Genomic DNA, 14043 nt, shown 5'->3' on the forward strand with positions numbered 1-14043 from the left:
GCGAAAGCAGGAATCTAATTTATAATTAATTCTATATTTTCTGGATTCCGGCCTTCGCAGGAAATCAAAGATTCGACGAAGTCAATGACAATACTATTTCACTTTAATAATATCATTAATATTCGTTGTATATCTTGGCGATAAACGTTCTTGACGCATTTTCCAAGTTCGTTTTAAATCTTGATTTCCCAATTTCACTTTATAATCTGCATACTTTTTATTTAAACCATCAATAGCATGCATAAGTGGTTTGTGCTTTGGGTTTTCGCTTTCAAATAAATCTATTTGATGATTATTTGTAGGCACCAAACCCATAACTATAACGCCTGCCCGTTTATATTTAATCCCTTCTTTAAAAATTGTTGCTACGGCACTCACTGCTTGTTGACTAATAATCAATGTGGAATCCGTTGGAAAAGGTAAGCTTATTATTTTACTTGCTCTGTGTTGTTCTAAATCTTTTTTATGCCTATCGCTACTTAAGGTCACATAAATAACATGGCAGCTGGATTTTTGTTTTCTTAGCTTTTCGGCGCAACTTGTCGCAAATGTTGAAATGCGTTCTTTTATATTCTCTAAATCCGAAAATGTATATTCAAAACTTCTGGTGGTGGCAATGGCATGTTTTGCCTTTATTTCATCTAGTTTAATTTCTGAAACACCTTCTAAATCCTTCTTTAATTTCCACTCGGTGATTGAAAAAGTTTTACGAACCCAATCATCTGAAAGTTGTACAAAATCGAATGCTGTATGACAGTTTTTCGCTTTTAATCGCTTTTGAAGATTCCAACCAATGCCCCAAACATCTTCTATTTTAGTCCATTTTAAAGCTTTCATTCTTTTTTCTTCAGAATCAATCACATAAACCCCATGGGTTTGATCTGGAAATTTACGCGCAATTTTATTGGCTACCTTGCTCAAGGCTTTTGTTGGCGCGATACCCACACAGGTTGGAATGCCCGTCCATTGTAAAATACGTTGCCGTATTTGATTACCATAATCATTAAAATCATAATCCTTAAACCCTCTAAATTCCAAAAAAGCTTCGTCTATACTATACACCTCAACATCTGGTGTGAAGTGTTCTAATATTTTCATAACACGATTACTCATATCACCATATAACGGATAATTTGATGAAAGTACGTGGATATTTTTTTCTTTACAAAACGTTTCCCATTTAAAGATGGGTGCGCCCATGGGCAATCCTACAACTTTAGCTTCATCACTTCGTGAAATAACACACCCATCATTATTACTTAAAATAGCAATGGGTTTATGGCGTAAATTAGGATTAAAAACGCGTTCGCAAGACGCATAAAAATTGTTACAATCTACTAGGGCATACATAAAAGTAAATATACGAGAAAGACCTTAAAAAAATAGAGTGTAACTATTAAAGAAAACTTAATAATTAAAGAAATTGTCCCTTCTTCACAACAGTATGTCCGTTCCGCTTATAAGACACTTTCGTGCCATTAGCACAAAAATCGTAGGCTCCTTTGGCTTTATCTTCTGTTGCAGATAATAATACCACATCTTCTACCTCACATTTATATTCCTTAGCCACTTTTTTCTTTATGTCTTCCATAGTCGCTCGTCCTCTTTTTAATTGTATTTGAATGTTTTTATCTAACTCAGGCTCTACAAAATCTTGAGCTAAATTACATCCACTACTTTCAGCAGGTTGCAATTTTTCTTTAACGACACTATTTAACACAGGAGATTCTGCATCAATATATTCCCATGTATAATCTGTTTTTAGCAAAACACGTCTGCCATCCTCTGTTTTTACAATGTAATTATTTTGTGAAAAACCAATAAACGAGATAAAAAACAATAAGATTAAAAGATGTGTTTTCATATGTAGATATTTATTTAGTTCACTAAGTTGATATTTATGAGCTGTGTTCACTGATGTGCTTCGCAGTTGTTTTTTAATTGTCATATGGTATCGCTATTATTTTCATTGGTTTTTTTGCAAAAAACTTGTTGCTAATGGCGATTTCATAATAGATATTATATTGAATGAAATCAAAAGTACAAATTTTGCATACATTTGTTCTATGGAATTCCCTAAAAAGTTACAGCAAAAACTTGAGGACCGCCAAGAGGCAAATGCTTTACGACATCTTGCGTCACATAACTGTACAATAGATTTTTCGTCCAATGATTATTTAGGTTTTTCGAAAAATGAAACTATTTTTAACAATTCCCGTGATTTTTTAATAGGTCATAATATCAAACAAAATGGGGCTACTGGCTCTAGATTACTCTCAGGAAACCATTCTTTGTTTCCTATTATTGAAAGCATTATATCAAATGTCCACAAGGCTGAATCGGCATTGATTTTTAACTCAGGATACGATGCCAATGTTGGCTTTTTTTCTAGTGTGCCACAGCGTGGTGATATTATTTTATACGATGAATATGTGCATGCTTCTATAAGAGATGGTATTGCCATGAACCATGCAAAAGCGTATAAGTTTAAGCATAATGATTTAGAGAGTCTTGATGAGATGCTGAAACGAGTTCAGCATGACAGCACTATTTATATTGTTACAGAATCTGTATTCTCCATGGATGGTGATTCTCCCGACTTAAAAAAACTAGTAGACATCAGTAAAACCCATAAAGCCCATTTGGTGATAGACGAAGCTCACGCTATAGGTGTTTTTGGGAACCGTGGCGAAGGCCTTGTTCAAAATTTGGGCTTAGAACAGGATGTGTTTACACGTATGATTACCTTTGGAAAAGCCATGGGATGTCATGGTGCCGCCATTTTAGGAAGTGATACCTTAAAACAATATTTAATTAATTTTTCACGAAGTTTTATTTACACCACGGCCTTACCGCCCCACTCGTTGGCAAGTATCCATTCAAGCTACAATGAGCTATTTGTAACTAATAATCGTCGTCTTTTACATGAAAATATTCAATTTTTTAAATCTGAAATCAAACGATTAGGTTTAGAATATTTCTCTTTTGGGGAAACATCCGAAGGACAAATGGGATTTATTGAAAGTTATTCGGCCATCCATTGTTGTGTTATTTCAGGAAATGAAAACTTAAAAACCATAGCGCAAAAGCTTCAAGAACAAAGCTTTGATGTAAAACCAATTTTATCGCCGACAGTTCCTAAAGGCCAAGAACGTTTACGCTTTTGTATGCATGCTTACAATACCAAAGAAGAAATTTCGGAAGTCTTAAAACTACTTGCAATTTTTGTTGATATATGAATGACACATTTATAACCATAGCAAGATTTCAATATTCATCTGAAGCGGAAATCGTTAAAGGAAGATTAGAAGCTGATGGCATTCAAGTCTTTCTATTAGATAATCTAACTATTGACTCAAATCCTTTATATAGCAATGCTATTGGAGGAATAAAACTCAAAGTGTTATCCATTCAAGCTGAAGAAGCGGAACACATTCTTAAATTCATTAAAAAATACTCCATTGATGATAAAGGAGATACCATAAAATGTCCAAATTGTAACAGTGAAAAAATAGACCTTTTTTCAACAATTAAAGATGTAAAATCATTATTCTGGTTCATATTCGGAATATTGTTTTCTGTTTTTCCCTTTTATACAAAGCACAAATATAGATGTGAAGATTGTAAAACTGAATTTGATTTAAAATGAAAACATACTTCATAACAGGAATCTCTACGGATGTTGGCAAAACCATCGCTTCAGCCATTATTACGGAAGCTTTGGAAGCTGACTATTGGAAACCCATTCAAGCTGGGGATATTGATAATAGCGATACACATAAAGTCAAAAAATTGGTATCTAATAAAAAGTCTGAATTTCATCGAAGTTCTTATATATTGAATTCCCCTATGAGTCCGCATGCAGCGGCCGAAATTGATGGTATTTCTATAGATATTTTAAAAATAAATTTACCTAAAACAAAAAATAACTTGGTTATTGAAGGAGCTGGCGGTTTATTAGTGCCTTTAAATGACACACACACTGTTTTAGATATCATAAAACCAACTTATAAAGTTATTGTGGTTTCTAGACATTATTTAGGAAGCATCAACCACACACTTTTAACCGTAAACACGTTGAAAGAAAAGGGTTTTGATGTGTCTATTATTTTTAGTGGGAATGAACATAAAACAACCGAAGATATTATTAAAAAAATGACAAACGTTCCCATTATTGGGCGTATTGATGAAGAACCGTATTTTGATAAAAATGTGGTTAAGGAATATGCTGATGAATTCCTGCAAAAGCAGGAATCTCATAATTTTTTTAAAGAATGAACTATCGACGCAAAGCATAAGAGGTCTCAAAGTGGAATCTATTTTCATTTGACGCAGAGCGTCGGGGATTAAAACCCTACTTTGATTAAATTTAACGTATAACAAAAATGAGATTTCCGCCTTCGCGGAAATAAAAATTATGACATTAAAAGACCGCGATAAAAAACATCTTTGGCATCCATTAACGCAACACAAATTGCATCCAAATACTATTGCCATAACCAAAGCAAAAGGATGTGTGTTGACCGATGAGGATGGCAACGACTATATAGATGCCATTGCCTCTTGGTACACCAGTATGTTCGGACATTGCAATCCGTTTATCACCAACCGTGTTGCTGCGCAAATGCAGCAGTTAGACCAAATTGTTTTTAGTGGATTTACACACGAACCAGCTATAAAATTGTCTGAAACCCTCATCACAATCCTTCCTGAAAATCAAAATAAAATTTTCTTTAGTGATAATGGCTCAACGGCTGTTGATGTTGCCATTAAAATGGCATTGCAATTTCATTTCAACCAAGGTGAAAAACGCAATACACTCATTGCCTTTGAAGATGGTTTTCATGGTGACACATTTGGTGCCATGAGTGTTTCAGGATTATCAGTTTACAATGGTCCTTTTGAAGATTTCTTTTTAGACGTAAAACGTATTCCCACACCTAACGGAGACAATCATGAATACATTCTAAAAACTCTAAAAACTATTACAGCCAACCATAAAATAGCAGGATTTATTTACGAACCCTTGGTGCAAGGTGCTGCCGCCATGAAAATGCATGATGCCTCTGGTTTAGAAATGATCTTGCAATTCTGTAAAACCCATAACATTGTTACCATTGCCGATGAAGTCATGACTGGCTTTGGTAAAACAGGAAAACACTTTGCATCACTGTATTTAAAAACAAAACCAGACATTATGTGCTTGAGCAAAGCCCTAACAGCTGGTTTAATGCCTATGGCAATAACCTCTTGTGTACAAAAAATCTATGATGCTTTTTATAGTGACGACATTAGTAAAGGGCTGTTCCACGGGCATACCTATTCTGCAAATCCGTTAGCGTGTACGGCGGCTTTAGCAAGTATCGAGTTGCTACAATTGGAAGAAACACAAAACAATATCCTGCGGGTTATAAGCGCTCATAATGATTTTAATGAAAGAATTAAGCACCACCCAAAAGTAAAATCTACACGGCAATTGGGCATAATTTTCGCTCTCGATTTAAATGTAGATATGGAACGTTATGGCAATTTACGTGACCGATTATTTAAGTTCTTTATGTCTAAAGGCGTGTTTTTACGTCCGCTTGGTAATACTATTTATATTCAAGCACCTTACGTCATTACGCAAGAACAGTTGGAAAAAATTTATAAAACCATCGAAGAATCTTTAGCAATCATCTAAATTTGCGGTAAAACTAAACTATTGCAAAAACCAATCTCCATAACTGCTATTGTGTCCATTTCTCCTTTAGGAACATCGTTGGAAGATGCTTGGAAAATGTATCAAAACAACCAGCATTGCATTACTAAAAAACAATTTGGTGATGCCATAGCTTTCGTTGCTGAAATTACAAAAGAAGCAAAAGAAACCATTGAGGTTTTAAGACAATCAGACACTAAATATAAATCGTTAGATGATACCGTTTTATATGCCATATATGCTTCAAGAAAAGCGATAACTTTAGCTGAATGGAATGGTTCAGACAATTTCGGCATTAACATAGGCTCTTCCCGGGGAGCAACACGTCTTTTTGAAATCTATTATGATGATTTCTTAAAAAATAATAAGGCAGAAACGTTAACATCGCCCACCACCACCTTGGGTAATATATCTTCTTGGGTGGCTCACGATTTACAAACACAAGGCCCCGAAATTAGCCATTCCATTACCTGTTCTACAGCATTACATGCTATGTTAAATGGTATTGCTTGGATTAATTCTGGCATGAGCAACAAATTTCTAGTGGGTGGTAGCGAAGCTCCTTTAACAGGGTTTACCATAGCGCAAATGCAGGCTTTAAAAGTATACGCTAGAGAAGATAATCCATACCCTTGCCGTGCGTTAGACCTCGATAAAAAACAAAACACCATGGTTTTGGGCGAAGGCGCTTCCATGGCATGTTTAGAATCTGGAGAAATAACCAATGCTTTAGCCATTATAAAAGGATTTGGTTATGCCACCGAAATTTTAGAACACAATATTTCCATTTCAAGTGAAGCCAAGTGTTTTCAAAAATCCATGACAATGGCTTTAGGTGAGACGAATCCAGACGATATTGATGTGATTGTCATGCATGCACCTGGTACCATAAAAGGTGATATATCTGAATATCGTGCTATTGAAAAAGTATTTTGCAACAAAATGCCCGCATTAACTACCAATAAATGGAAGATAGGACATAGTTTTGGTGCTTCTGGGATGTTAAATATTGAAATGGCCATTTTGATGCTGCAGCATCAAGAATTTATTAGCGTTCCATTTTTAGAACATCAAAAAACACCTGAAAAAATTCAAAACGTCATGATCAATGCTGTTGGATTTGGGGGAAATGCCGTAAGTATTTTATTGAGCAAAAATAATATTTAACTTTTTAATTAGTATTTTTGAATTTGAACAACCCATAGATACATGAGCGAGACAAGACACAATTGGACAAAAGAAGACATTTTAGAGATATACAATAAACCTTTTATGGAACTGCTTTACGAAGCAGCTACCATCCATAGGCTACATCACGACCCTAATACCGTGCAAGTATCTACATTGTTATCCATAAAAACAGGAGGTTGCCCAGAAGATTGTGGGTATTGTCCGCAAGCAGCTCGTTACCACACCAATATTGAGGGTAACGATTTAATGAGTGTCCAGCAAGTAAAAGCCCAAGCTTTACGTGCCAAAGCCAGTGGAAGTTCTCGTGTTTGCATGGGTGCTGCATGGCGAAATGTAAAAGATGGTGAAGAATTCGACCAAGTATTGGAAATGGTACGTACCATCAACAAACTAGATATGGAAGTGTGTTGTACTCTAGGTATGATTACTGAAAACCAAGCACAGCGTTTGGCTGAGGCTGGATTATATGCCTATAACCATAATTTAGATTCTTCGGAAGAATATTATAAAAAAGTAATTTCTACACGTGGGTTTGAAGATCGCTTACAAACCATTGATAACGTTCGTAAAACCAATGTGACCGTTTGTAGTGGTGGTATTATTGGCATGGGCGAAAAAATTGAAGACAGAGCTGGCATGTTGGTGGCACTTTCAACATTAAATCCACAACCAGAATCGGTGCCCATTAATGCGTTGGTTGCCGTGGAAGGTACACCGCTTGAAGACCAAGAGCCCATTTCTATTTGGGACATGGTTCGTATGGTAGCTACAACGCGTATTGTGATGCCCGAAACCCAAGTACGATTAAGTGCAGGGCGTACGCAAATGACCCGCGAAGGACAAGCCATGTGCTTTTTTGCAGGTGCTAACTCAATTTTTGCAGGTGATAAATTATTGACTACACCAAACCCAGACGTGAATGAGGACATGAAAATGTTTGAATTACTAGGGCTACATCCGCAAAAGCCATTTATTAAAAAAATGCAGCCTCAAACGGTGGAAGCTACAGATTCTCAATACCAAGCCTTGGGCGAGAAACCTAAATGGAGCCGTCCAGAACATACTATTGAGCGAAATGTCGCTGCTAAAGAAAAAGCTAAGGTTGTAAAGTAGACGTCATTGCGAACGCAGTGAAGCAATCTGTATTATTAGTAGTTTAGAATTATGCAATGCTTCTAACTCTATTCTGTGCTTCTAACTATACTTCCGATAGCCCAAAACATCTTAAAACTATCTGTTTTTATTAAGCGGTTTGCCTGTATTTTAGTACCTTTGCAGGCGTAAAAACCAACCTCATGTTTAAAGTAAGATGCTTTATTTTTGCCTCGTTTTTGATGGCGAATTTTATATACTCACAAGATTCCCTTACGGTTCAAAATATTGATGAAATTGAAATTACTTCTACAAGAATTCATTTGCCTTTTAAAAAAAATTCGAGAACCATTTCCATAATATCTGCTATAGACATTAAAAATAGTGCAGCTACCAATCTTGCCGATTTATTACAACAAGAAGCTGGTATTGATATACGTCGAAGAGGAACGTCTGGCATGCAAGCCGATTTATATATTCGTGGCGGTAGTTTTGACCAAACCTTGTTGCTTATTGATGGTATAAAAATGGACGATGCACAAACTGGCCACCACACCATGAATGCCGCTTTACCTATGGAGGTTATAGAACGCATAGAAATTATAAAAGGTCCTGCCGCTAGGGTTTTTGGACAAAATGCCTTTACTGGCGCTATTAATATTGTTACTAAAAAAGTGACGGAAAATGAGGTTTCCGCAAACTTAGAAGCAGGCTCGTACAACCAGCTAAATACGTCTGTTACTGTGGCTTCAAGCCTTGAAAATTCATCACATTTGGTGCATGTAAGTCGGTTAACATCGGATGGATACCGCTATAACACAGATTATGACAACAGTAATTATTTTATTAAAAGTACCTTCAATAAAAAGGGGCAAGCTTTTGACATGATTACCAATTTTTCTGAACGTAAATTTGGTGCCAATGGATTTTATGCAAGTCCAACGGCCACCAATCAATACGAGGAAACCCAAAATAGTTTAATAGGTTTTTCAACGCAGTTTTCTTCGGAAAAGTGGCTGATTAAACCACGAGTTTATTGGAAACGTAATCAAGATGAATATGTTTTTGTTCGTCAAGATCCATCTATTTACAGAAATTTACATATTACTGATAAAATAGGCGCCGAAGTTAATGCCTCTTACACTTCAAGCCTAGGTGTCACTGGTTTTGGTATTGATATGTCTAAAATATACCTGAGAAGTAATAATTTAGGTAATAGAAATCGATTTATGACGACCTTCTTTTTGGAACATCAATTTAAATTAGCCGATAATAAATTGGATATTACGCCCGGTGTGGCTGTTACTTATTTCTCAGATTTTAAATTTCATGCCTTTCCAGGAATTGATATTGGATACCGCTTGAATGACAATTTAAAAGCTTACGGAAACATAGGCTATACCTATAGAATCCCAACCTATACCGATTTATATTACAGAGACCCAACCACCAATGGAGACGAAAATTTAAAACCAGAAGAAGCACTTTCAGAAGAAATTGGTATTAAATATTTTACGCCAACGTTTACCGCTTCGGCAGCTATTTTTAATAGAAATGCCAGTAAGTTGATAGACTTTGTAAAAGACAATGCACCAGATTTATGGCAGGCAACCAATATTAGGGATTTAAACACTAAAGGCTTTGAAATCAATACGTCTTACTACTTTAAAATAAACACATTTAACCAAAATCTTTCGTTAGGTTATACCTTTTTGGAAGATGAAGTTAAAGCCCTTAACGTCAACTTTTCCAGATACGCCATAAACTCGTTAAGGCATCAATTTACAAGTCGTTTAAGCACCCAATTGTTTAAAAATGTAAGTCAGAATATTGTTTATAAATATGCGGAAAGAACTTCGGGCGAGAGTTATAATGTTTGGGATGCGTCCATCATAGTAAGTTTAAAACAGTTTGAAATTACGGCCACAGCAAGCAATATATTTAATGCCGAATATTACGAAACAAACTTAGTGCCCATGCCCAAAGGCAATATGCTTTTTGGCCTGCGATATCATTTTAATTAAATCTCGCACATACAATAAGCGAGAGATCGATAACGTTTTCTTAACTTTGGCTCACTAAACTATTTTGGCCTTGGCACTAAACTTATCGGAGATTCCTCGTGTAAAAACCATTACAAAAGAGGATTTTTTAAAACATTACTTTAAACCACAAAAGCCCGTGGTTATTGAGCGTTTTATAAACCATTGGCCGGCGTATAGTAAATGGAATTTAGACTATATGAAAACCATTGGGGGCAATATTACCATTCCGCTTTATGATGATAGACGTGTAGATTATAAAGATGGTTTTAACGAACCGCATGCCAAAATGAAATTGGGGGACTATATCGATTTACTTAAGCGTGAGCCTACAAAATATCGTATTTTTTTATGGAATGCCATTAAGGAAATTCCGCAATTGCAACAAGATTTCTCGTTTCCGGATTTTGGGTTGAAACTTATGAAAGGGGTTCCTATGCTGTTTTTTGGTGGACAGGATTCTTATACCTTTATGCATTACGATATCGATTTGGCGAATATTTTTCATTTTCATTTTGAAGGTAAAAAACAAATTATTTTGTTCGACCAAAAACAGAATGACTTTTTATATAAAGTACCACATTCATTAATTACTAGGGAAGACATAAATTTTGCAAACCCCGATTTTGAAAAATGGCCGATACTTAAAAAAGCTCAAGGTTATAAAACCGAACTCAACCACGGCGAAGTGTTATATATGCCCGAAGGTTACTGGCACTATATGCGCTACATAACCCCAGGATTTTCCATGAGTTTAAGAGCTGTAGCGAGAAATCCTAAAAATTTTAGTAAAGCTGTTTACAATTTACTCATCATGCGCTATTTTGATAATGCCATGAGGCAATTAAAAGGTCAGAATTGGATTGATTGGAAAAATGAGCAAGCCATTGTACGAACACATAGAAAAAATGGTGTTGCCGTTTAAAGCTTTATTGCGAGGCACGAAGCAATCTCATCATCGGAACTAATCAAGAAACAGATTGCTTCGTCGTGCCTCCCCGCAATGACGATTACTTTATCAATTCATTGGCCTTATCGTAAACCAAATACGATTCCCACCCAAGACGGATGAAATAATCTACAAATTTCTTTTTTTTCTTCCATTTATCCGATTCTTTGATCAAATCAACCTTTTTATTAGCCAAACTGTTAAAAACATCGATGTATTGCTTGTCGGAAATTCCATCAATAGCGAGATTTATATTACATTTGCTTACGCCTTTTTGTTTAAGTTGATAGGCTAAACGGCTTTTACCCCATTTCTTAATATTAAACTTACCACTTACATATGCTTTGGCAAAACGTTCTTCATTAAGAAAGTTGTGTTCGAAAAGATGTATGGTAATCACATCGATAGCTTCGGGTATCATGTACATGTCCATTAATTTTTGCCTGACTTCTTGATGACTACGTTCTTGGTACGCACAATAATGCTCCAGTTTTTTGGTAGCTTCTTGTAACGTATATGTTTTTTTGGGTGGCTGCATGGTTTTCCAAAAATAATAACTAAAAATTTTAAAAGACCAAATCTAATCAGATTTTAAAATATTAATGCAATGGTATATAAAACGACTTTAAAATCATTATTTGCTTTTTTAATAACTTTCCTGTTTTTTGTAGGGTTTGGATTTGGGCAAAGTATATTTGACAATCCAATAACAGGATCTGACCCTAGCGCTGATAATCCTTATATAATCAATCAATATAAAAACCCAAATATTACAGTTTCCGGAATTGGTAGAGGCTCTGGTTTGATTACATTGGCAACTCCTCCAGTCAATAGGTATGCTGCAAGAACTTGGAGCACAGGCAGTTTGGATGTGAATGATTTTTTTGAATTTAAAATTACACCTAACTCGGGGTACAAAATTGATTTTGTAAGTTTTGTTTATACTGGACAGGCTTCCAGTACAGGCCCGATAAACTTTGCTTTTAGAAGCAGTCTCGATAGCTACACAGCTAATATAGGATCCCCAACTGCTACCGGTACAACAATAGATTTATCTGGGGTTGATTATCAGAATATATCAACTTCCGTGACATTTAGGCTTTATGGGTGGGGAGGCAGTTCTGGTCAAGGTAGTTTTAGTATCAATGATTTTACTTTCAATGGAGTTGTTTCAGCGTTACCCGTTTGCAATAGCACCCCAACCACTTGTAGTTCAGGTGCTTGGGATAATGGTGAGCCGGATTTAGCAACACCAGCCATTATAAATGGAGATTACCATACAGGAACCAACGGTAGCTTTTCTGCATGTAGTCTTACTGTAAATGCTGGAACAACATTAACAATTAGTGATGAAGACAATGGCGCTCCTATCAATACCTATGTTGTGGTTCAGACAGATGTTACTGTTGATGGTGCTATCGAAATGGAACCCAAGGCTTCGTTTGTACAGTTAGACGACGATGGTATCGTGAGTGTTATAGGGTCTATAAAGGTTTCAAAAAACACAGCTCCCATGAACGCTTGGTATGAGTATACCTATTGGAGCTCTCCTGTATCAGGCGCTCAAATTGGAACCGCTTTGGCGGACTCAAATGCAAATAGACGTTTTCTGTTTAATGCCAAAAACTATTTGGATGCCAAGATGGAGACAGGAAACAATAACGCACAAGTAGATGGACAGGATGATATTGATGATGATGGTAATGACTGGCAACGAGTAAATGGAACTACCGTTATGCAACCTGGTGTTGGTTATGCCGCAACACATTCTGAAGCGGCGTTTGTAATTCCTCCAGGCCCATTTTCACCTCCACAATTCAGATATACTTTTGATGGTCCATTTAATAATGGAGAAATAATAGTTTCTGTATATAGAAATGATTTTGAACCCAATGACAATAATTGGAATTTAATAGGAAACCCATATCCTTCTGCCATTGATGCCGATTTGTTTTTAGATACCAATAGTAATATTGATATTAACATCAATACACCATATACTTTAGATGGTGCTATATTTTTATGGTCACAGAACACACCTCCATCTAGTACTGCTAATGGCAACGAACAGCTGAATTTTTCTAGCTCTGATTATGCTATTATTAATGGTATCGGCCAAACTGCCGGTGGTGATGGATTAATGCCCGAAAGAAAAATTCCTTCTGGACAGGCTTTTTTTGTTTCATATTCTAATGCTGCAATACCTTTATCAATCACTCCTAATGCTGACGGACATGACATTGCCCAAGGCGAAGTTGTTTTTAATAATTCAATGCGAGTTATAGGTGCTTCAGACAATGCTCAATTCTTTAAAAGCTCAACTTCAAAAAGTAACCCATCTTCTGTAGCAAATAAATTATGGATTAATTTAACGTCTGATAATGGCGTGTTTAACCAGACTCTTATTGGATACGTAAAAGGTGCAACCAATACTGATGACGGCTCATATTTTGATACTCGAAAAAATGCCTCAACAGGAACTTCTGCCATATTGTATACTACGATGGATGGTTCCAACAAAGAATTTGCTATCCAGGGAAAAGCTGAGAATAGCCTTAACTTTAGCGAAACCATCAATCTAGGTTTTAAAACAAGTATTAATACATCAACCTTGTACACCTTATCTATGGCACAACTACAAGGTGAATTTTTAACGAATAACACCGTTTATTTAAAAGATAACTTATTGAATAAAGTTCATAACTTATCGGATGCTGATTATACATTCACATCGGAAGTTGGTGAGTTTAATGACCGTTTTGTAGTGATGTTTAATAATCAATCGCTATCAACAGATGAACTAGTAGCCGACGCCAACACACTTAAAATCATTGATTTGGATAACGACCGTGTTACGTTCTCAATCACCAATAATTTAAAGATTAAAAATGTAACTGTTTTTGATTTGTTGGGAAGAGAGTTATACCAATTTAAAGGACAAAATAGTGAAGAAACATATCTTCTTAGTTCTTTAAAAAACACCATTTATATTGCTAAAGTGGAACTTTCAAACGGTGCTACTATTACTAAAAAGGCTGTTAAAAAGTAAGCTTGAAAACTAAGGCATA

The 14043-nt window shown here is 35.8% G+C and carries 12 protein-coding genes; 9 read left to right on the top strand and 3 right to left on the bottom strand.

The window, feature by feature from the left end; genetic code table 11:
• Window positions 1–93: 93 nt before the first annotated feature.
• Together CSW08_RS05390 and CSW08_RS05395 are read right to left on the bottom strand one after the other, a co-directional pair.
• Entirely contained in the window at window positions 94–1350 is a 1257-nt protein-coding gene (locus CSW08_RS05390; protein ID WP_106658889.1) for a Y-family DNA polymerase, read from the bottom strand.
• Window positions 1351–1414: 64 nt separating this feature from the next.
• Complete coding sequence (locus CSW08_RS05395) at window positions 1415–1864, bottom strand: DUF3157 family protein (RefSeq protein WP_106659015.1); 450 nt, start codon at window positions 1862–1864, stop codon at window positions 1415–1417.
• Between the two features lie 202 nt (window positions 1865–2066).
• Here CSW08_RS05395 and CSW08_RS05400 point away from each other — a divergent pair, with 202 nt between their 5' ends.
• From CSW08_RS05400 to CSW08_RS05435, 8 genes are all read left to right on the top strand, one after another.
• On the top strand, window positions 2067–3239 hold the full coding sequence (locus CSW08_RS05400) for an aminotransferase class I/II-fold pyridoxal phosphate-dependent enzyme (RefSeq protein ID WP_106658890.1): 1173 nt from the start codon (window positions 2067–2069) through the stop codon (window positions 3237–3239).
• Window positions 3236–3649: a putative signal transducing protein gene (locus CSW08_RS05405; RefSeq protein ID WP_106658891.1), complete on the top strand. Its 414-nt coding sequence runs from the start codon at window positions 3236–3238 to the stop codon at window positions 3647–3649. Before CSW08_RS05400 ends, CSW08_RS05405 begins: the two co-directional genes overlap by 4 nt.
• A complete protein-coding gene (gene bioD / locus CSW08_RS05410) occupies window positions 3646–4278 on the top strand; it encodes a dethiobiotin synthase (protein WP_106658892.1) in 633 nt (210 codons plus the stop codon). The genes CSW08_RS05405 and bioD overlap by 4 nt, the downstream gene beginning before the upstream one ends.
• A gap of 139 nt (window positions 4279–4417) precedes the next feature.
• Entirely contained in the window at window positions 4418–5683 is a 1266-nt protein-coding gene (gene bioA / locus CSW08_RS05415; RefSeq protein ID WP_106658893.1) for an adenosylmethionine--8-amino-7-oxononanoate transaminase, read from the top strand.
• Between the two features lie 21 nt (window positions 5684–5704).
• Window positions 5705–6868: a beta-ketoacyl synthase N-terminal-like domain-containing protein gene (locus CSW08_RS05420; protein ID WP_106658894.1), complete on the top strand. Its 1164-nt coding sequence runs from the start codon at window positions 5705–5707 to the stop codon at window positions 6866–6868.
• 42 nt (window positions 6869–6910) lie between these two features.
• Window positions 6911–8005, top strand: a complete 1095-nt coding sequence (gene bioB, locus CSW08_RS05425) for a biotin synthase BioB (RefSeq protein WP_106658895.1) — start codon at window positions 6911–6913, stop codon at window positions 8003–8005.
• Between the two features lie 182 nt (window positions 8006–8187).
• Complete coding sequence (locus tag CSW08_RS05430) at window positions 8188–10008, top strand: TonB-dependent receptor plug domain-containing protein (RefSeq protein WP_106658896.1); 1821 nt, start codon at window positions 8188–8190, stop codon at window positions 10006–10008.
• 70 nt (window positions 10009–10078) lie between these two features.
• Window positions 10079–10951: a cupin-like domain-containing protein gene (locus CSW08_RS05435; RefSeq protein ID WP_106659016.1), complete on the top strand. Its 873-nt coding sequence runs from the start codon at window positions 10079–10081 to the stop codon at window positions 10949–10951.
• An 85-nt stretch (window positions 10952–11036) separates the two neighbouring features.
• On the opposite strand, the gene CSW08_RS05440 is transcribed toward CSW08_RS05435, so the two are convergent.
• On the bottom strand, window positions 11037–11513 hold the full coding sequence (locus CSW08_RS05440) for a regulatory protein RecX (RefSeq protein ID WP_106658897.1): 477 nt from the start codon (window positions 11511–11513) through the stop codon (window positions 11037–11039).
• Between the two features lie 69 nt (window positions 11514–11582).
• Between CSW08_RS05440 and CSW08_RS05445 the strand changes: the two genes are divergently transcribed.
• On the top strand, window positions 11583–14024 hold the full coding sequence (locus CSW08_RS05445) for a T9SS type A sorting domain-containing protein (RefSeq protein WP_106658898.1): 2442 nt from the start codon (window positions 11583–11585) through the stop codon (window positions 14022–14024).
• Window positions 14025–14043: the final 19 nt, after the last annotated feature.

The organism is Confluentibacter flavum, from assembly GCF_002843175.1.
GTDB classification, from domain to species: Bacteria; Bacteroidota; Bacteroidia; order Flavobacteriales; family Flavobacteriaceae; genus Confluentibacter; species Confluentibacter flavum.

Excerpts from the sequence above, each read along its gene's own strand:
- CSW08_RS05390 (WP_106658889.1), bottom strand. The coding sequence starts at position 1,350 with ATGTATGCCCTAGTAGATTGTAACAATTTTTATGCGTCTTGCGAACGC.
- CSW08_RS05395 (WP_106659015.1), bottom strand. The coding sequence starts at position 1,864 with ATGAAAACACATCTTTTAATCTTATTGTTTTTTATCTCGTTTATTGGT.
- CSW08_RS05400 (WP_106658890.1), top strand. The coding sequence starts at position 2,067 with ATGGAATTCCCTAAAAAGTTACAGCAAAAACTTGAGGACCGCCAAGAG.
- CSW08_RS05405 (WP_106658891.1), top strand. The coding sequence starts at position 3,236 with ATGAATGACACATTTATAACCATAGCAAGATTTCAATATTCATCTGAA.
- bioD (WP_106658892.1), top strand. The coding sequence starts at position 3,646 with ATGAAAACATACTTCATAACAGGAATCTCTACGGATGTTGGCAAAACC.
- bioA (WP_106658893.1), top strand. The coding sequence starts at position 4,418 with ATGACATTAAAAGACCGCGATAAAAAACATCTTTGGCATCCATTAACG.
- bioB (WP_106658895.1), top strand. The coding sequence starts at position 6,911 with ATGAGCGAGACAAGACACAATTGGACAAAAGAAGACATTTTAGAGATA.
- CSW08_RS05430 (WP_106658896.1), top strand. The coding sequence starts at position 8,188 with ATGTTTAAAGTAAGATGCTTTATTTTTGCCTCGTTTTTGATGGCGAAT.
- CSW08_RS05440 (WP_106658897.1), bottom strand. The coding sequence starts at position 11,513 with ATGCAGCCACCCAAAAAAACATATACGTTACAAGAAGCTACCAAAAAA.
- CSW08_RS05445 (WP_106658898.1), top strand. The coding sequence starts at position 11,583 with ATGGTATATAAAACGACTTTAAAATCATTATTTGCTTTTTTAATAACT.